Source organism: Pseudomonas graminis (assembly GCF_900111735.1).
Taxonomy (GTDB): Bacteria; Pseudomonadota; Gammaproteobacteria; order Pseudomonadales; family Pseudomonadaceae; genus Aquipseudomonas; species Aquipseudomonas graminis.
On record NZ_FOHW01000017.1, the window covers coordinates 22,680 to 41,569 of the forward strand.

General features: G+C 62.2%; 11 protein-coding genes. 4 read left to right on the plus strand and 7 right to left on the minus strand.

Annotated features, from left to right (window positions below; genetic code table 11):
- Positions 1-2 precede the first annotated feature (2 nt).
- From BMY98_RS14260 to mnmC, 6 genes are all read right to left on the minus strand, one after another.
- Positions 3-1,775: an N-acetylglutaminylglutamine amidotransferase gene (locus tag BMY98_RS14260; protein WP_074890255.1), complete on the minus strand. Its 1,773-nt coding sequence runs from the start codon at positions 1,773-1,775 to the stop codon at positions 3-5.
- A gap of 504 nt (positions 1,776-2,279) precedes the next feature.
- Positions 2,280-2,507, minus strand: a complete 228-nt coding sequence (locus tag BMY98_RS14265; protein WP_074890257.1) for a hypothetical protein — start codon at positions 2,505-2,507, stop codon at positions 2,280-2,282.
- Positions 2,508-2,713: 206 nt separating this feature from the next.
- Positions 2,714-3,832 (minus strand): lipocalin-like domain-containing protein, encoded by a 1,119-nt coding sequence (locus tag BMY98_RS14270; protein WP_074890259.1) that lies wholly within the window; start codon positions 3,830-3,832, stop codon positions 2,714-2,716.
- Entirely contained in the window at positions 3,822-6,302 is a 2,481-nt protein-coding gene (locus BMY98_RS14275; RefSeq protein ID WP_074890263.1) for an FtsX-like permease family protein, read from the minus strand. Before BMY98_RS14275 ends, BMY98_RS14270 begins: the two co-directional genes overlap by 11 nt.
- Before the next feature lies 1 nt (position 6,303).
- Complete coding sequence (locus BMY98_RS14280) at positions 6,304-6,972, minus strand: ABC transporter ATP-binding protein (protein ID WP_074890266.1); 669 nt, start codon at positions 6,970-6,972, stop codon at positions 6,304-6,306.
- Positions 6,973-7,121: 149 nt separating this feature from the next.
- Complete coding sequence (mnmC, locus tag BMY98_RS14285) at positions 7,122-9,140, minus strand: bifunctional tRNA (5-methylaminomethyl-2-thiouridine)(34)-methyltransferase MnmC2/FAD-dependent 5-carboxymethylaminomethyl-2-thiouridine(34) oxidoreductase MnmC1 (RefSeq protein WP_074890269.1); 2,019 nt, start codon at positions 9,138-9,140, stop codon at positions 7,122-7,124.
- A gap of 137 nt (positions 9,141-9,277) precedes the next feature.
- On the opposite strand from mnmC, the gene BMY98_RS14290 reads away from it, so the two are divergent.
- On the plus strand, positions 9,278-13,579 hold the full coding sequence (locus BMY98_RS14290) for a dermonecrotic toxin domain-containing protein (protein ID WP_074890272.1): 4,302 nt from the start codon (positions 9,278-9,280) through the stop codon (positions 13,577-13,579).
- 152 nt (positions 13,580-13,731) lie between these two features.
- Complete coding sequence (pap, locus tag BMY98_RS14295) at positions 13,732-15,234, plus strand: polyphosphate:AMP phosphotransferase (RefSeq protein ID WP_074890274.1); 1,503 nt, start codon at positions 13,732-13,734, stop codon at positions 15,232-15,234.
- A 77-nt stretch (positions 15,235-15,311) separates the two neighbouring features.
- Here pap and BMY98_RS14300 read toward each other — a convergent pair whose 3' ends face one another.
- The gene (locus tag BMY98_RS14300) at positions 15,312-15,899 is read right to left on the minus strand and encodes a UPF0149 family protein (RefSeq protein ID WP_074890277.1); all 588 of its coding nucleotides are present in this window, start codon (positions 15,897-15,899) and stop codon (positions 15,312-15,314) included.
- Positions 15,900-16,109: 210 nt separating this feature from the next.
- Between BMY98_RS14300 and recQ the strand changes: the two genes are divergently transcribed.
- Both recQ and BMY98_RS14310 read left to right on the plus strand, forming a co-directional pair.
- Positions 16,110-18,236 (plus strand): DNA helicase RecQ, encoded by a 2,127-nt coding sequence (gene recQ / locus BMY98_RS14305; protein WP_074890280.1) that lies wholly within the window; start codon positions 16,110-16,112, stop codon positions 18,234-18,236.
- Positions 18,237-18,410: 174 nt separating this feature from the next.
- Positions 18,411-18,845: a MarR family transcriptional regulator gene (locus BMY98_RS14310; protein ID WP_074890282.1), complete on the plus strand. Its 435-nt coding sequence runs from the start codon at positions 18,411-18,413 to the stop codon at positions 18,843-18,845.
- Positions 18,846-18,890: the final 45 nt, after the last annotated feature.

Below are 18,890 nucleotides of genomic sequence, written 5' to 3' on the forward strand. Positions count from 1 at the left end.
GGTCAGAGTCCTTGTTCGCTGAGCCACAGGTTCAGCGCTGCGAGCTGCCACAGCTTGGAGCCGCGCAATGGCGTCAATTGACCCTGCGGATCGGTCAGCAGTTTGTCGAGCATGACCGGGTTGAACAGGCCACGGTCCTGGCTCGGATCGAGCAGCAGATCGCGAACCCAGTTCAGCGTGTTGCCTTCCAGATGCTTCAGGCCCGGCACCGGGAAGTAGCCTTTCTTGCGGTCGATGACTTCGGAAGGGATCACCAGACGCGCGGCTTCTTTTAGCACCTGCTTGCCACCGTCCGGCAATTTGAAGCGGCCAGGCACCCGTGCCGACAGCTCGACCAGTCGATAGTCCAGAAACGGCGTGCGTGCTTCCAGGCCCCAGGCCATGGTCATGTTGTCGACGCGTTTGACCGGGTCGTCCACCAGCATGACGGTGCTGTCCAGTCGCAAGGCTTTGTCCACGGCCGCATCAGCGCCCGGCATCGCGAAGTGCTCGCGCACGAAGTCACCGGCGGCGTCGTTCGCGGTCAGCCACTTCGGCGCAACGGTCTCAGCGTATTCAGCGTAGCTACGGTCGAAGAACGCATCACGATAGGCAGCGTATGGGTCGCTGGCACCGTCCACTTGCGGGTACCAGTGGTAGCCGGCGAACAATTCGTCTGCACCCTGACCGCTCTGAACCACTTTGCAATGCTTGGCGACTTCGCGGGACAGCAGATAAAACGCGATGCAGTCGTGGCTGACCATCGGCTCGCTCATCGCGCGGAACGCGGCGGGCAGTTGCTCGATGATCTCGCTTTCCTTGATGCGCAACTGGTGATGGTTGGTGCCGTAGTGTTTGGCGATCAGATCCGAGTACTGGAATTCATCGCCGCGTTCGCCGCCCGCGTCCTGAAAGCCGATGGAGAAGGTCGACAGATCCTTCACGCCCACTTCACGCAACAGCCCCACCAGCATGCTCGAGTCGACGCCGCCCGACAGCAGCACGCCAACGTCCACCGCAGCGCGTTGACGGATGGCAACGGCTTCGCGGGTGCTGTCGAGCACACGGTCGCGCCAGTCTTCGAGGGTCAGATTCGCTTCGTCGGCGCGCGGGCCATAGGGCAGCGTCCACCAGACTTGCTGCTCAACCTTGCCCTCGGCACTCACGCGCATCCACGAGGCCGGTGGCAGTTTTTCAACACCTGCCAGCAGGGTGCGCGGCGCAGGCACCACGGCATGGAAGTTCAGGTAGTGATTGAGCGCGACCGGGTCGAGCATCGGGCTGATGTCGCCGCCTTTCAGCAGAGCGGGCAGGGCAGAGGCAAAACGCAGGCGCTTGTCGGTGCGCGACAGGTACAGCGGCTTTACACCAAGACGGTCGCGGGCGATGAACAGGCTTCTGTTATCGCGCTCCCAAATGGCGAACGCGAACATGCCGTTGAGCTTGGGCAGCATGTCGGCGCCCCAGGCGTGATAGCCCTTGAGCAGGACTTCGGTGTCACCGCCTGAATGGAACTGGTAGCCAAGGCTTTCGAGCTCGGCACGCAGTTCCGGGAAGTTATAGATGGCGCCGTTGAAGGCCAGGGACAAGCCCAGATGGCTGTCGATCATCGGCTGCGCCGAGCCGTCCGACAGGTCCATGATTTTCAATCGGCGATGGCCGAGGGCAACCGGCCCCTGGCTGTGAAACCCCCACGCATCCGGGCCGCGAGCCGCGAGATGGTGGGTGATACGTTCTACTGCGGCGAGATCCGCAGGTTGATTGTCAAAGCGTAGTTCGCCAGCTAATCCGCACATCTGTCCTAAACCCTTTATGTTTTCGGCGTGTTTGGCGTTACTGGGATTGCGCGGCGATGAATGCCGGGTTCATACCGGACATCAGGCACGTGGTTGCGTACATATGGCGCGTGTCGTGCGTCCTGCGCTGTCTAATCCCAAGCCTGCGCAATGCACTCAGCCAGTAACGTTTGGGCCCTGTCCCGGCGCGGATATACAGCCCTGACACGAGCCCGCTTCCTTCCGGCGCGACCAGGTAATCAGGGCGCGCTGCCGTCAGCGGCCTAGCTTTATCGAGTACCGTCAGGGCTGGATCGTTCAATAAAAACCTCGCGAGCCTTTTTTGGACGCGCCCGTCGCGTGCTCAAGACTTGGCCTCGGAGGCAGGCGGCAAGGGGTTCAGGAAGAGGTGAACAGACGCGGCACTTTGCGGGCCGCGCCGAGGGGAGGGGATAACATGAGCAATGTGACTTCGGCGATGCTGCACCAGACATACACCTGCGGGAGGTGCTTGTCTCGCCCGAGCTAGCGGGCGCGTCTGGCGATCCGTAAAGCAGCGCTTTTGATGTAACTCACAGAGTTTGCAAGGTTGCCGGCATGACTCTCGAGAAGCATGAGGTCCTCCTGCCGGCACACAACTTTTTGAGCCTTCAAGTAAATGGCATGACCCTCGAGGAATTGCGACAGAGAGTCAAAGTAGGCGGCGGAATCTTCGAGATCCAGCTGCATATCTTTCAAGCTTAATGTAGACATCGAGGCTCCAGACGCTATTGAAGCAGGCGTCCTGGCCTGACGGGGGTTGGGGTGTTTGATTCACTATCCGATTGCTTAATTATCGGCAGCAGTCAGGAAACTTTAGAGGAATGATTTGGTCCGTCGCAGCGGCTGCTGGTGGCGGTGAGCCGGGCATGGGTGATGTGGTTGGGTGGCCATCGAGCCGATCCTGGCCCTCCCGCGCCTCAATAACCTGTCATCTCCAGATATCCCACACCCTCGTGGCTACCGCTCAGGGTGACGGGCCCCTCCCAATAGGGAATCTGCAAGTTCATCCATGCCTGTGGGTTAAGCGCTTCGACGGCGATGTCCACGGCTTTGGACGGGATTTTTACCGACCAGCGTGTGGGCATGTCACGGCCTTCAACGTCAGTCGTGTCTTCCGGGGCCAGTTCTATGTCCTTCGCTGTCAGTTGTTCGGTGCTGCCGTCGGCGTTGATCCATGTTCCGGTCAGGTAGGGTTCACCGTCTTTTTGCCGCATGCGATAAAGCATGACCTCGGCGCCATCCCCCAGATGCAGCGAGAACCAGTCCCAGCCTGTCTGGTTATCCGTGAGCGGCTGGCTGCTCCACTCCCGGTCCAGCCATGCGGGCCCTGACACTTGATAGGTTTTGCCATCGATCTCGATGCTGCCGTCCGCCTGAAAAAACGGCTGGCTGTAGTAATACGACGCCTGACCCTGCTCGGACTTCTGGCTGAAGCCCTGTTTGCCTTGCAGCACCAAAGGCTTGGTGGCCTTCAGGTGCAGGCGATAGTTGAATTGCGGGCCGCTGGCCTGCAACTGCATGTCCGCCAGCGGATCATCGTGGCCGGACTGGCTGGCAAAGGACCAGTCATCGATCCACGCCGCGAAAGGGGCCAGTGTCACACCGGCCTGCTGCACGCCACCGCGGGCATAGCGTTCCGCTGCGAAGTGATCGTCCTCGGATGTCACGGCGGCATGGCCCATCCACAGATTGCGGTTGCTCCAGCCAGACCCGTCGCCTTGCAAGCCTTTCGCGCGGGGCAGGGCGTTCCGAAACAGCGTCCATTGCACGCCGAATGACTGGCCGTCGGCATCCTTGAGATTGGCGGTGACGTACCACCATTCGATGCGGAAATCGTCGTGGGGGCCATGATCGTCGGGAAACACGAAGCGCTTGTCCGGCGTTACCTGCGCGTAACTCGACGCATCGTCGGCAAGGCCTGCGAAGCCCTTTTCTTCCTCGGGCTTGTCGTCGCAGCCACTCAGTATCAGGCCGAGCATCAGCAAGACCACAATCCGCAGGCGAACAATGACCAGGGGCAGGGCTTTAACCTTCATTGGCGAAAGTCCTCAGCAAATCAGCGGGGCGGGTGCGGTACAAGCGGTAAAGCGGCCAGGCCGAGGCCAGCAGTGTGGCAAGCATCGCCAGCAGCGTCAGGCGCAACAGCTGCATGGGGAACACTTGCAGCGGCAGGCGCCAACCGAACGCTTGCACGTTGATCACGGCGTCCAGACACCAGGCCAGCAGTAGCCCCAGCGGAATCGCCAGCACCAGCGTCAGCACTGCCAGCAGCCAGGTTTGCGCCAGATTGAGCAGCATCAATTGGCGCCGGGTCACGCCCAGCGCCCACAACGGCGCCAGTTGCGCGAGGCGGCTCTGGCTTTGGGTCAGCAGACTGATGAACAGCGCCACGCCGGCGACCATCAACGTCAGGCTGTTCAACGCCGCCGTGGCGGCGAAGGTGCGTTCGAACACCTGTTGCGACCAAGCCTTTAGCTGGATCTGGTCGACGATGCGGTTGTCGTCGATGGTGAATTTGTTGTGCAGCACACGCAGCAGTTGCGGGATGGCCTTGGGATCGATGCGCAGGTTAAAGCGGTTGGGCGTCAGTTGAGGCCAGTGCTTGAGCAAGTGGTCGGCATTCACCAGAACATGGCCCTTGGGATTGCCGTAATCGGCATAGATACCGACAACGCGCAGCGGCCACGGCCCGTCCGGCGCGGGCAGTTTGACTTCATCGCCAACGCTGACGTCCAGGCGGCGGGCCAACTGTTCGCTCAGCATCAGCGTGTCTTCCTGCGCCAGTTGCTTCCAGGCATCCCCGCTCGCGGATTCCAGCAGCGGCCAGTGCTGGCGGTAGTGCGGATGATCGATCACGCCATACAGCTCGGCTGGCCAGCCATGCAGCTGCAGCGAAACCTGCCAGTTGGGCAGCACCGCCGACGTCAGCGGTTGCTGACTCAACCACTGCTGCAACGGCGCGGCTTGCGCAGGGTTCTGCGGATTGATGTACAGCTCGGCGCTGAGGCGTTGCTCCAGCCAGTGGGTAAACGTCTGGCGGAACCCCGACGTCATGCTGCCCGCGCCGATGTTCGCCGCCATTGCCAGTAGTAAGGCCATCAGCGCCAGGCTCAGGGCCGGCAATTGCTGGCGGCAGTCCGCGAGAAACCACTGACCCAGCACCGAACGGCTCCGGCCCAACAGTGCGTTGAGCAGCAGATTAAGCAGTACCGGCAACCCCAACGCCGCGCTCAACAACAGAGTCGCCATCAACACGAAACCCAGCGCCAGGCTGTCGCCGAATAGCCCGGCTGATACCGCAATCAGGGCTGAAATCCCGGCGACCCAGCCCTGCCGTCGCAGCCACCTGGCGTGGGTTTCATGCCACGCCTGCGCGTTCGCCAGCGCCAGCAAGGGCAGACGCGCCGCACGCAGCAGGCTGCTGGCCCCGGCGAGAAACGCGCCGAGCAGGCTGACAGCCAAACCGCTCAGCCACCACCAGACGCTCAGGTTCAGGTGCCCGGCGACTTCAGCGCCGTAAAGCCCGCGCAGACTCGCTGCGACATCGGGCAACAGCGCGCTCGCCAGCCAGTAACCACTGATGACGCCAGCGATGCCGCCGAGCAATGCCAGCACGCCCAGTTCGACCACCAGACTCACCATCAACCCGCGCGCGCTGACACCGCAGGCGCGCAGGTTACGCAGCAGCCCGCGACGCTGTTCCAGCGCAAGACCAATGGCGGCGTGCACGATGAACAGCCCGACCACGAACGATAGAAAGCCCAACGCGTCCAGGTTCAGGTGGAAGCTTTCAGTCAGCCTGCCCAGGTCGTTGTCTTCGCCACTCTTGCGCAGCACCAGTTCTCCGTTCAGCTCGGGCGGCAGGGCGGGGGCGTTGTCGGCAAAATCCCTGGGCAGCACCAGCCGCGAGATCTGATTCGGCTGGTTGAGCAGTTGCTGGGCGAAACCGATGTCCATGAGCAGTACGCCCGGCGCCATGTCGGTTTTCGCCCGCAACGGCGGCAGTACCTTGCCGGCGTCGGTGACCGGCTGCTGGCCTTCATGCAGACCGAGGGCGGCGAGGGTCTGCGGCGAAATCCAGGTCGCTCCGGGCGGGGTGAAGAAGTCGACGATCTGCGCGGTGTCCAGGGATTGTCCGGCCAGTGCGGTGTTCACTGGTAGCGAGACCGGCTCGATGCCGAGCACGGTCAGACGCTGCTCCGGCGCTTCCTTGAGGTTGATCCGCCCTCGCAGTGCGGGGGAGACCGGCCATCCGGCGCGGCGCAGCGTCACGAACAGCTCTTGGGAAAAGTTCGCTCCGTTGGGTGAGACGAGGACCTTCTGCGGCTCGCCGCCGATCATCTGGCTGGCTTTGGCGTAGCTTTCACGGGCCTGGCTGTTCAGCGCCTGCACGCCGGTCAGCAGGCTGGTTGCCAGCCACAGGCCGGTCAGCACGCTGAAAAACTGCACGGGATGTCGTCGCCAGTGGCTCAGCAGCGCTTTCAACGTCCAGTAAAAGACCGACATCTCAACGTCCGCCTTCGCTGACCAGGCGACCCAGATGCAACACGGCCTGACGCTGCAGTCGCGCCGCCACTCGCGGGCTGTGGGTGACCATCAACAGACTGGTGGTGCTGTCGGCCAGAAGGTCCAGCAGCAGTTGCAGCACTTCGTCACTGGTGGCTTCATCGAGGTTACCCGTAGGTTCGTCAGCGAGCAGCAGCGCGGGGCGCGACGCGAGGGCGCGGCCAATCGCTACGCGCTGTTGCTGGCCGCCCGAAAGTTGCTCGGGGTAGCGCTTGAGCAGCGCGCCCAGGCCTAGCCGTTCAGTGAGTTCGGCCTGCCATTCAGGCTGATAGCGCCCGGCCAGGCGCGCCTGGAACGCCAGGTTGTCTTCGACCTTCAGGCTGCCGATGAGGTTGAACTGCTGAAACACCAGACCGATTTCCGTACGCCGCCAGTTAGCCAGTTGCGCTTCGTTCATCTGGTCGAGACGCTGCCCGGCGACCTCGATGCTGCCTTTGTCCACAGAGTCCAGGCCGGCCACAAGATGCAAAAGCGTGCTCTTGCCACTGCCCGACTCACCCATCAACGCCAGACTGCCGCCCTGATCCAGTTGCAGGTCTGCGCCACGTAAAACGGCCAATGGGCCCTGGGCCGTGGCATAGCTCTTGAACACACCCTGGACTTGCAGCATCGACACGCACCTGAATGGAGGGATGGGCTGGAGAATAACGGTTTGGCCGGAGCCGATGTAGCTGGCGAGACAGTTGATCTTCCGAAGGGAGAAGAAGTTGCGTCGGATGGCGGCGACCCGCGCCTGGACATCGGAGGCCACCGGCTTTCCTACTTTCCGCGAATCAGCCCGCGCAGCGCGAACCGGTTGGGGTGACAGGCTTCGGCCACGCTTCGCGGCAGAGGCAGCGGTTCGTCATCCAGCCAGGCGGCGATCAGTTCCCCGGACAGCGGCGCCGTGATCAGGCCGCGAGAGCCATGACCGCTGTTGACGTACAGGCCGTCGAGCCAGGGGCAATCGGTGTCCGGCGTCTGGCGGGCGTCCTTGCGCAGCACGGCGTACGCTTGAAGAAACGTCGCCCGGTCCGCCAGTGGCCCGACGATGGGCAGGTAATCCGGGCTGGTGCAGCGAAATGCGGCGCGACCTTGCAGGTCCTCGGCGGGCAAACCGTTGGCGTTCAGCCGCTCGGTCAGGTCTTCGGATATTTCCCGCAGCAGTTCGAGATTGTCCAGATGCTCAGCCGTGCTCGGCGTCAGGTCATCGCTGTTGAAGGCGAAACTCGCGCCCAGGGTGTGTTCGCCGCTGCGTGCGGGCGCCACGTAACCCTCGGCGCAGACGACCGTTGTCAACGTCTGGCTTTCGGGAGTCGCAGCCAGTCGGGTGATCTGCCCTCGAATACGTTTGAGTGGCAGGTCCGCGCTGGGCGGAAAGCGTTTGATCTCGGCTGCGCCCGCCAGTACGACGACTGGAGCGCAGGCCAGCAGACGCTCGCCATCCCATGCCTGCCACAGCGCCCCGTCGCGCCGCAGCCCAATCACATCGTTGTGGGTCAGCAGTTGAATGTTGTTGGCGCTTGCCTGATCGCGACACAGCGCTGGCGGATGCACCCAGCCGCCTTGCGGGTAAAACAAGCCGCCGCTGTCCAGCACGACACCCGCCCGCGACTCGGCGCCGGCCCGATTCAGCACATGCAGCAGATCGTCGGGGAACGCCGCGGCCAGTTGCGCCTGGCGCGCCTGCTCTTTCTCATCGAAAGCCAGCTGCAGGACCCCGCAATCGTCCCAGTCGAGGCCCCGCTGCAGGCGTTCCAGCAATCGGCGGGTGTGGCCGAATCCGCTCAAGATCAGCTGCGACAGCGCGGTGCCGTGGGCCGACAGCTTCAGGTAAAGCACGCCTTGTGGGTTGCCCGACGCTTCTTGCGCCAGATCCCCATGGCGCTCCAGCAGACTGACCTGCCAGCCGCGCGCCGCCAGACTCTCCGCCGTGGCGCACCCGGCCAGTCCGGCGCCAATCACCAACGCTGTGCGAGGGTAGCCAGGTGAAGGGAGGGTTGATCGGGGCCGGGCAAACCAGGGCTTGATGGGCGGAGGCGTTGGCACGTCTGCAGGCCAGCCGATGAAGCGGCCTTTAAGCACTTCCCACTTGTGACCGATCCCCGGCACGCGCTTCATTTTGAAACCGGCTGCGTTGAGGGACCGGCGCACCCAGCCGGTGCTGGTGAACGTGGCGATGGTCGAACCCGGTGCCGCCAGCCGCGCCAGTTCGGCAAACAGCTCGGGCGTCCACATTTCCGGGTTTTTCGCAGGCGCGAAGCCGTCCAGGAACCACGCGTCGATCTGCCCGTCGAGTTGCGGCAGCATGTCCAGCGCGTCGCCGATCAGCAAGGTCAGCGTGACGCGGCCGCCATCGAACACCAGTCGCTGAAAGCCCTGATGCACCGCCACATATCGGCCCAGCAACTGATCCGCCAGCGCCTTGAGCTCGGGCCACAAACCTAATGCGCGCTGAAGATCAGCACGGCTCAGCGGGTATTTCTCGACGCTGACGAAATGCAGGCGGGCGTCTGCCACTGCGTTGGCGTTGAACAGCTGCCAGGCACACAGAAAATTCAGCCCGGTACCAAAACCGGTTTCGCCGATCACCATTCGACCGCCCGCCGGTAAAGCAGCAAAGCGCTCGGGCAGCTCGTTCTGGATCAGAAACACATGGCGGGTTTCGTCCAGACCCGATTCCGTCGAGAAATAAACGTCGGAGAACACCCGTGAATGCGGATTGCCGTGTTCGTCCCAGTCAATCTGGGCATGGGCGATCTGGGCATCGACGATCGGGGTGGGGGCAGTGGTGGTCATGTTCGGCTCGGAGCAGGCAAGGTGGCGATGTTACTCCAGCGTCCGGTGGGCCGTGCACTACATATGTATGCCACTTTGCCGGCTGGTTCCTGTTTATCTATGCGCCTTTGATCACACGCAAAACACAAGGACGTAAGATGAACACCGCCAGTCAGGCTCTCACTGCTTCATTCATTCAGAACACGCTGCCACAGTGGTTTGTCCAGGCCACGCCGGCGATGCGCAACGCCCTGCGCCAGGACATGACCCGTGCGCAGGCCGCTCGGGAAGACCTCAATCAGGTCATCCAGCATATTCAGGACCTGCCGGCATTTGCCCGCCCTCTGCTGACCCAGGCCCTGGACGCAGAATTCGGGCCGGGTCTGGATGTTGACCGTGACCATTTCTTCCACGCCCGGCTCCAGCGCGACGGGCTGACGGGGCGGGCCGCACCGCAGGGCTTCAGCACCCGTTCGCTGCTGGCGGCCGCGTTGCAGAATTTTGAGGCCGCCGAAGTCGGTGAGACAGATCGCGAAAGCACCTCAGCCATCGTGCGTGGCACGCCAGAGGCATTGACGGCGGCAGGAAGCGTGCATCCTTTGAACGTACGTCCCGGTCGATTCATCGAGCTGTGCCGTCGGCTGGACCTGGGCGGCCAGTACCAGCAACACCTGCGGCATGTGCTGCACCCCGTGGCGCGGCCCGGTTTGGCAGGCAGCCTGGACAGCAAAGACATCAAGGCGCGCATCATCGAACGCGCGCGTCTGGCCCTGCGAGTCGATTGTCATATCGCGCGCCTCAAGGGTGCGATCGACGAGGCGCAATACCAGGCGCTGTTGCGGCTCGACTTCATCGGCCCGGCGTCTCAGGTCTGTACCTTGCAACTGCTGGGCTGCAAATTGCGGGGGGCGTTGCTGTTCAAGGTCGCAGAGCAAAGTCGCTGCACGGTGTACCTGCCCGGAGAGCCGGATAATGCGGTTCAGTCCTATCCGTCGCTGGAACATTTCACACAGACGCTGAGGACCAAACTGCGTTCTGAGGCTTATCAGCGGTACTTCGACCGGTTCATTCCCGAGCGCAGCAAGTCGGCCTTCTTCAGGCGTCTGCACGAGCGACTGGCGCCCCATGTTCTGCACAGTGTGGCCCGTGGCAAAGGTTTTCACCGACAGCTGATCAGCGTTTCCGAGGTGGATCAGAATGCTTTTCTCGATCTGGAAGCCATTGAGGTGGGCGGCGCGCTGGGTGATGTTTTCTATCTTCATCACATGCTGCAAGTGAAGGACGACGCTCGCGTACTGGCCGTCCCTACTGACGACGAGGACCGCAAAACCCGCGATCAACGTCTCGCTGAATGGCTGGACTACGGCATGGACGGGCTGAATATAGCGGCGCTGTTCGTTCCCGGCCTGGGCGAAACCATGCTGCTGGTCGCAGGTGCGCAATTGCTGGACGAGACCTTCGAAGGCATTGACGCGTGGCACCATGGCGACATGGATGAAGCGTTGGACCATTTGGGCAATGTGGCGCAAAACCTGGCATTGATGGGGGTGTTGGGTGCCGCCGGTGCGGCGGCCGGCGCAATGGCAGCAGAAGCAGCATCGCAGCCGCCGTCCTTCATCACGCGTAGCGTGCCCGCCCGTGACGCTGCCGGCCGTCTGCGCCTGACCGACGTCAGCGTGGCTTTGCGCCGCCTGCATCCGGCGTTCGCGGACATCGATGACAAGGCGGTCAGCCGCATCATGGCGGTCAGCGGCGTGGACGAGGAACGCCTGGCAGCCCTGCACATCGAGCGCCTCCCCGCACCAGCGGAATTGCTCGACACTGCCAAGCGGTTCCGGTTGAGTCTGCAGGCGGCAGAGTCGAGTGAGTCATTCGAGGCGGCATACCGCGCCAGCGAACAGTCGAATGATCCGCTGATTCTCCTGCTCAGGCGCGATTTTCCTTCCCTCACATTGTCTGCAGGACAGTCGCTGGTTGCAGAAATGAGCGCCGAGCAAAAGCTCGCCATGTCGGACACTCAACGCATCCCGCTAGAGGTGGCCGGCAAGGCTCGCATTCACTTGCGTCAGAACCGGATGAGCCGCGCGCTGGAAGGCTTCTTCCTGACGCCGAGCACGGTCAACCGCGATCTGCAACGCCTGACATTGCGCAGCCTCGCAACCTTTCCGGGATGGCCCGCCGACCTGCGTATCGAGATTCGCGACGGCAGTGCGGCGGGGCCGTTGCTTGACAGTGTTGGCGCTGAAAACGCCGAGCGACGACGCGTTCTGGTCCGAAGCGACAAAGGGTTTCAGGGAAGTGACGGCGACTCACCGGCAAAACCACGCAGCCTGTTTGCTGCGCTTCTGCAGGTGCTGCCCGAGGACAGCCGTCGAGTGATGGGGCTGAACGATGCTGACACCCAGGTACGCGCGTTGAAGCGCAATGTCTTCGACTGGGTCCGCTCGCAACCGAAATGGGCCGCTGAGCAACTGGGGGAGTGGACATTTCCAACACGGTTCAATCCGCCGCAGCGCTTGCCCGACGGGCGTATCGGCTACCCCCTCAGCGGGCGCGGTGCCATGCTGCCGGCTGGCGGTCGCACGACCGAACAGCAACTGCTCCAGGCGATGACCCATCTTTATCCGGAGAGCGTGGAGTTGGCGGAGCAGGTGCGCAGCATGGCGCGACGGGCTCGCCCACTGGAACAATTGCTGGCCGCAACCCGTGTCCGTATTGCTACTTACGATCAACTGCATGTCAGCCTGATCGCCTGGGCCGAGGCGGACGACATGAGCGTGCTGCTCAATGACGGGGAACGCATGGCGCGGCGTCGCGTGGCCAACGCATTGGGCCGGGCGTGGCGCTACAGCCACGATACGGCACCCCGAGGTTCTCGCTGGCTGACGCTGGAGCGCGTCGCCATTCCGGAGCTGCCGCCATTGCCGGATTTCTACGCGACCATCACCCAGATCGAGCTGAACAACGTCGTGCTGGACAGCGCTGCTGCCGATGCTTTCCTGGCGAATTTCCCCAATGTGACGCGCCTGAACGTGCAGGGCAGTTTCACCGAGCTGCCCGGCGTTCTGCCGCAGCTTCAGTATCTGGAACACCTGTCTCTGGAAAACATGCCATGGCCGATCGCCCAGCCAGTGATGGACAGGCTGATGGATATTCAGGCACTCACCTCGTTGAGCCTGGCCGGCACTTATCTGGGTGAACTCACCGACACCAGCCGTCTTCGCCTGTCGACCTTGTGGATCAACAACACGGGCCTTACTCATTGGCCGGAATGGACCCAGTCGCTGGGCCTCAACGAGCTGGATATCAGCGATAACCACATCACTGAAATCGCCGCCGAGGTCATCGAGAACCCGACGGATCACAACCGGCATACGGTGATTTACGCCTACAACAACCCTTTCACCCACGAGGCACTGGAAGCTTACTGGCGCAACGATACCGGCTACGGCCATCGCTATCAGCTGGATTACGACTTTCCCGAGAACATCCGCGAGATTCACGTGGAAGGCGCCCGGATGGAAACTGACTCCGACTCATCGGACGACGACGGCGAGCACCACGGCCACCGCGCCGGGTCAAGCCGCAATGTTCCCGAGGCGTCGGCGCAGATTTGGTTACAGCCAGGTGAAGATGTGTTGAACGCCCGTCTGCTGGCGGCATGGGAGCGGGTGGAGCAGGCGGCCGACGCGCCTCATTTGTTGGTGTTACTGCAGCGTTTGCAGGAGACCCCGGACTTCCGCCAGTTCCATGCCGAGCTCGCAGGCGACGTTCTGACCGTGCTGGAAACAGCCGCGCAGGATGCCACGTTGCGAAGCCAGCTTGAGGTCATGGCCAATGACCGCCTGTTCGGTGCCAATCAAACCTGTCAGGACGGTGCGCGGCTGATCTTCAGTGACATCCAGGTGACGGTGTACGGTCATGGTGCGCTGCTTGGGCTTGCTGAGTCCGAGCGCACGGAGGCATTGCTGGGCGTCATTCGCCAGCTCTTTCGGCTCAACGAGGTGCAGGCGATCGCCGACGCCGAGATTGCAAGGCGCGAGAGCCTCGGCCGGCCGGTGGACCACGCCGAGGTACGGCTCGCTTACCGAATAGGCTTGGCGAACGATCTCGGGCTTCCAGGGCAGCCTTACCGCATGGCCTGGGAGCGGCTGGCGGCAGTGGATCGTGGCGCGTTACTGGATGCCCGGCGTCACGTACTGGAAGCCGAACGCGGGCCGGCGTTCTTGCAGTTCGCCGTCGAGAATCGGCAGTGGAATGCGCGGCTGCGCTCGGAGCACCGTGAAGGTCTGGAGCTGGCGAGTGCTTCAGTGCGCGAGCGCATGCTCGCGCTGGAGGAACACCCGCCGGTCGATCCGGACGACTATCACCGACAGGGGCTGGCGCTCATTGCCGAGCGCGAGGCCGCCGAAGCACTGATGCTCCGCCAACTCACGGATCTATACCGCGCGGGCTGGTAACCTGCGACACGAGGTGGCTGCCCATGGCAGCCATCTTGTCTCTGCCCGCGACCGAATGTCCCACCCGCATTGATCCATCGCAACAGTTAGGGGTCATACCTGCATCGGCACTGTCGCCTGCCAGTCTTGAGCGATCCTGAAGGGAGCCTTGAATGTTCGAATCCGCTGAAATCGGCCACACCATCGACGACGAAACCTACGACGCAGAAGTCCCGGCCTTGCGCGAAGCGCTACTGGAGGCCCAGTACGAACTGCATGAGCAAGGCAAGCGCCAGATCATCGTATTGATCAATGGCATCGAAGGTGCCGGCAAGGGCGAGACCGTCAAACTGCTCAACGACTGGATGGACCCGCGCTACATCGAAGTGCGCACCTTCGACCAGCAAACCGACGAAGAGCTGGCCCATCCCCCGGTCTGGCGTTACTGGCGCCAGTTGCCGCCGAAGGGCCGCATCGGCGTGTTTTTCGGGAACTGGTACAGCCAGATGATTCAGGGCCGGGTGCACAAGCGGTTCAAGGACCCGGTGCTGGACCAGGCCATCAATGGTGCCGAGCGACTGGAAAAGATGCTGGTTGACGAAGGCGCAGTGATCTTCAAATTCTGGTTTCATCTGTCCAAGCGGCAGATGAAGCTACGTCTCAAAACTCTGAAGGATGATCCGCTGCACAGCTGGCGGATCAGCCCGCTGGACTGGCAGCAATCGAAGACCTACGACAAGTTCGTGCGCTTCGGTGAGCGCGTGCTGCGCCGCACCAGTCGTGACTATGCGCCCTGGCACGTCATTGAAGGCGTCGACCCGAACTACCGCAGCCTGACCGTCGGCCGGCTGCTGCTCGAAGGTTTGCAAAACGCCCTGAAGACCCCTGAAGGGGCGACCCATCTTGTCGGACTCGGGCCTTTGCCCAATAACAGCAATGAGCTAAGCCTGCTCGATAACCTCGACATGACACTGGCGCTGGAGAAGGACGACTACGACGAGCAACTGATCACCGAACAGGCGCGGCTTTCCGGGCTCATGCGCGACAAGCGCATGCGCCGTCACGCACTGGTGGCGGTGTTCGAAGGCAACGATGCTGCGGGCAAGGGCGGCGCGATCAAACGTGTCGCCGGAGCCCTCGATCCAAGGCAGTACCACATCGTGCCAATCGCCGCGCCCAGTCAGGACGAACTGGCTCAGCCATATTTGTGGCGGTTCTGGCGGCAGATTCCCGCGCGGGGAAAATTCACTGTATTTGATCGTTCGTGGTATGGGCGTGTGCTGGTCGAGCGGGTTGAAGGCTTTTGCTCCGAGGCCGACTGGTTGAGGGCTTACAGCGAGATCAACGACTTCGAAGAGCAGCTCACGGACTTCGGGACCGTGGTGGTGAAGTTCTGGCTGGCGATCGACGACAAAACCCAGCTGGAGCGTTTTCAAGCGCGGGAGAAGGTGCCGTTCAAACGCCACAAAATCACGGAGGATGACTGGCGCAACCGCAGCAAGTGGCCGCGTTACCGTGAGGCAGTGAGTGACATGGTGGATCGCACCAGCACTGAAATCGCCCCGTGGACGCTGGTCGAGGCCAACGACAAACGCTGGGCGCGGGTAAAGGTACTGCGCACGATCAACGAAGCGATCGAGGCGGCATTCAAGAAGAGTGACAAGAAACACAAGTAGCGGGGGCAGGGGCCGTACGAGCCGGAGTACGGCTCGTACGTGTTTCACCCGGTAAAGGCGGGGCTTTAGAGCCGGTCTTAGTGATGGCGCGGCTTGAGGATTGCCGGCTTTTCATCCGGGGCTTGCAGCAGCAGATACAGTGCGGTCAGTGCTTCAGGGATCTGTACGATCATGTCGTCCATCAGGTTGGCGTCGGCAGCGATGTCGGCAAACTCTGGTTGCTCATCGAACAGACCGGAACCGACCATGATCGGCAGCAGCATCTCGCTGACTTCCTCTTCGTCGTTCTCGAACCAGGCCGACTCACGCAGGAACACGCCTTCCATGAAACCGATGCACCAGCCGCGCAGCTCGGAGTCATCCGGGTCATCGCCCAGGTCCAGATCGCACGGCAATTCAAATTCTTCGTCCGATGCCAGCTGGCGAGCAATGTGCGCCTTCAGCTGGATCAGGGTGCCCTCGATTTCCTCGAGCTGCGCCGCGTCGGTGTAGTGCGGCGGCTCGGCGAACAGTGCGTCGATCCACTCGCGATCCGGTACGGTTTCAGCGCAAATGGACAGCGCGGTGAGATAGCCGTGGGCGGCTACATAGTCCAGCGCTTCGTCATGCAGCTCATCGGCATCGAGGAAGGCTTGCAGGCGGTGTAATTGCTCAGCGAAGGACATTGACAGACTACCTTGGGAATAAACGATGCTGAATTCTAGGCCCTGAGGGCGCCCGGCGCCAGCGGCGAGGCCACTGGAATCGGTATTCGGGTTAATTTCGACCGCCGGTGTCGCCGCCGTCCAATCTGTCGGAGCGCTCCGGTATACTGCCGCGCTTTGCGATTTCCACAGCGATTCTCGACCGCTGTTGCGGCACCATCCGGGGTATTTATGCTCGACCAGGCACAACGCGTACTTAAAGACATCTTCGGCTACGACAGCTTCCGTGGTCGCCAGGGTGCCATTATCGAGCGCGTGGCCAGTGGCGGTGATGCATTGGTGCTGATGCCCACCGGCGGTGGCAAATCCCTGTGTTTCCAGGTGCCGGGCCTCTTGCGCGACGGCCTCGCGGTCGTGGTCTCGCCGCTCATCGCGTTGATGGACGATCAGGTAGCAACGCTGGAAGAACTCGGTGTTTCAGCCGCCGCGCTGAACTCCACGCTCAGCGCCGAGCAGCAGCGCGACCTCGCCAACCGCATTCGTCTGGGCGAAATCAAGATGCTGTACCTGGCGCCGGAGCGTCTGGTTCAGCCGCGCATGCTGTCATTTTTGCAGAACCTCAAGATCGCCCTGTTCGCCATCGATGAAGCCCACTGCGTGTCGCAATGGGGTCATGATTTCCGTCCTGAATACCTGCAACTGGGGCAACTCGCCGAGCTGTTTCCGGACGTACCGCGCATCGCCCTGACCGCGACGGCCGACAAGCGCACCCGCGAAGAGATCGTCGAGCGTCTGCACCTGCAGAACGCCGAGCGCTTTTTGTCGAGCTTCGACCGGCCCAATATTTTTTACCGCATCGTGCCCAAGGAACAGCCGCGCAAGCAGTTGCTGGCGTTCCTGTCCGAGCGGCGCAGTGACGCCGGCATCGTTTATTGCCTGTCGCGCAAAAAGGTCGAAGAGACCGCAGCGTTCCTCAGCGACAACGGCTACCCGGCGCTGCCGTATCACGCCGGCTTGCCCATCGAAACCCGCTCTGGCAACCAACGGCGCTTCCTTAATGAGGAAGGCCTGATCATGGTCGCCACGATCGCGTTCGGCATGGGCATCGACAAACCCAACGTGCGCTTCGTTGCGCACATGGATCTGCCCAAATCCCTGGAAGCCTATTACCAGGAAACGGGCCGGGCAGGGCGCGACGGTCTGCCTGCCGATGCGTGGATGGCCTACGGCCTGCAAGACGTGTTGATGCTCAAGCAGATGCTGCAGAACTCCGAAGGCGACGAGCGTCACAAGCGCGTCGAGCAGCACAAGCTCGACGCCATGCTGGCGCTGTGTGAAGAAACCCGCTGCCGGCGTCAGTCGCTGCTCGCCTACTTCGATGAAATCATGCCCAACCCGTGTGGGCATTGTGACAACTGCGTCGACGGCGTGCAGACCTGGGACGCAACCGAACCCGCGAGACAGGCGCTTTCAGCGATCTATCGGACCGGCCAGCGCTACGGCGTGGGCCATCTGGTCGATGTTTTGCTGGGCAAGGAAAACGATAAGGTTCAGAGCTTCGGTCATCAGAAGCTGGCGGTGTTCGGTGTCGGCAAGAGCCGCAGCGAAGGTGAATGGCGTTCATTGTTTCGACAGCTGGTGGCGCGCGGTCTGGCTGACATTGACCTGGAAGGCTACGGCGGCTTGCGCCTGAGTGACACCTGCCGGCCGCTGTTGCGTGGCGAAGTCACCTTGCAGCTGCGCCGTGACCTGAAACCGCAGACCACCGCGAAAGCTTCCGGCAGCCCGGCGAGCCAACTGGTGCGCGGCGAAGAGCGTGAACAGTGGGAGGCGCTGCGCACATTGCGGCGCAAGCTGGCGGAAGAACATGGCGTGCCGCCTTACGTCATCTTTCCCGATTCGACCCTGCTGGAAATGCTCCGCAGCCAGCCCGGCACCATGGCCGAAATGGGCCGGGTCAGCGGTGTCGGCGCTCGCAAGCTGGAGCGTTATGGCGAGGCGTTCCTGGAAGTGCTTGGCGGCGCTGGGCCGGCGCCACGAATGGTCACCGATGTACGGCACGAACTCATCAGCCTTGCCCGCGCCGGCATGACCCCGATGCAAATCGCCGGGCAGCTGCAATGCTCGGAGAAAAACGTTTACACGATGCTTGCCGAAGCGATTGGCAAACAGCAGCTTTCTCTGGATCAGGCCCTGGACCTGCCCGAGGATCTGATGACCGAGATTCAGGATGCATTTCTCGACGGTGAGGGCGAGCTGCCCCCTGTCGCCGCCATCGCCGAACTGTTCACCGGGCGCGTTCCCGAAGGCGTGCTGTATTGCGTGCGCGCGGCGTTGCAGTCGGAGTTTGAGGTTTAAGCCGCGGCCATCACGCCCGGCTGCACAGTTGCAGGCAATTCCAAGGCATACCCGCCGCATCCCGGCACGCCTCAGCCTCTGCGACGAATCACCACGCCCAGGCGCTTGCCTCATGCCGGGCTCCATGGTTAGCTGCCTATTAATTAGGAATTGCCTTTAACCATCGAGTTACCTATGCCGTTAACCGAAGAACACCGCTTTGGCATGCAGTTGGCCCATATGTCCCGGGGTTGGCGTGCGGAACTGGATCGCCGGCTTGCTGATCTGGGATTGTCCCAGGCGCGCTGGCTGGTTTTACTGCATCTGGCCCGTTTCAAAACGCCGCCGACCCAGCGTGAGCTGGCCCAGAGCGTGGGGGTTGAAGGCCCGACCCTGGCCCGGCTGCTGGACAGTCTGGAAAATCAGGGGTTGGTGCTTCGGCAGGCGGTGCTTGAAGATCGTCGGGCGAAAAAGATCGTCCTCTGCGACACCGCGCGTCCGTTGATCGAGAAAATCGAAACCATCGCCACCGCCCTGCGCCATGAGCTTTTTGCCGGTATCAATGAGGAAGAACTGCACCTGTGCATGCGCGTTCATTCGAAAATCCTCGCCAATCTTGAAAAATCCTGAAAACCACGCGAACGCCTGCGACAAATACATTGATGCGGGCGAAAC

Bases quoted from the DNA above. Each gene is read 5' to 3' on its own strand.
- BMY98_RS14260 (WP_074890255.1), bottom strand. From the start codon at position 1,775: ATGTGCGGATTAGCTGGCGAACTACGCTTTGACAATCAACCTGCGGAT.
- BMY98_RS14265 (WP_074890257.1), bottom strand. From the start codon at position 2,507: ATGTCTACATTAAGCTTGAAAGATATGCAGCTGGATCTCGAAGATTCC.
- BMY98_RS14270 (WP_074890259.1), bottom strand. From the start codon at position 3,832: ATGAAGGTTAAAGCCCTGCCCCTGGTCATTGTTCGCCTGCGGATTGTG.
- BMY98_RS14275 (WP_074890263.1), bottom strand. From the start codon at position 6,302: ATGTCGGTCTTTTACTGGACGTTGAAAGCGCTGCTGAGCCACTGGCGA.
- BMY98_RS14280 (WP_074890266.1), bottom strand. From the start codon at position 6,972: ATGCTGCAAGTCCAGGGTGTGTTCAAGAGCTATGCCACGGCCCAGGGC.
- mnmC (WP_074890269.1), bottom strand. From the start codon at position 9,140: ATGACCACCACTGCCCCCACCCCGATCGTCGATGCCCAGATCGCCCAT.
- BMY98_RS14290 (WP_074890272.1), top strand. From the start codon at position 9,278: ATGAACACCGCCAGTCAGGCTCTCACTGCTTCATTCATTCAGAACACG.
- pap (WP_074890274.1), top strand. From the start codon at position 13,732: ATGTTCGAATCCGCTGAAATCGGCCACACCATCGACGACGAAACCTAC.
- BMY98_RS14300 (WP_074890277.1), bottom strand. From the start codon at position 15,899: ATGTCCTTCGCTGAGCAATTACACCGCCTGCAAGCCTTCCTCGATGCC.
- recQ (WP_074890280.1), top strand. From the start codon at position 16,110: ATGCTCGACCAGGCACAACGCGTACTTAAAGACATCTTCGGCTACGAC.
- BMY98_RS14310 (WP_074890282.1), top strand. From the start codon at position 18,411: ATGCCGTTAACCGAAGAACACCGCTTTGGCATGCAGTTGGCCCATATG.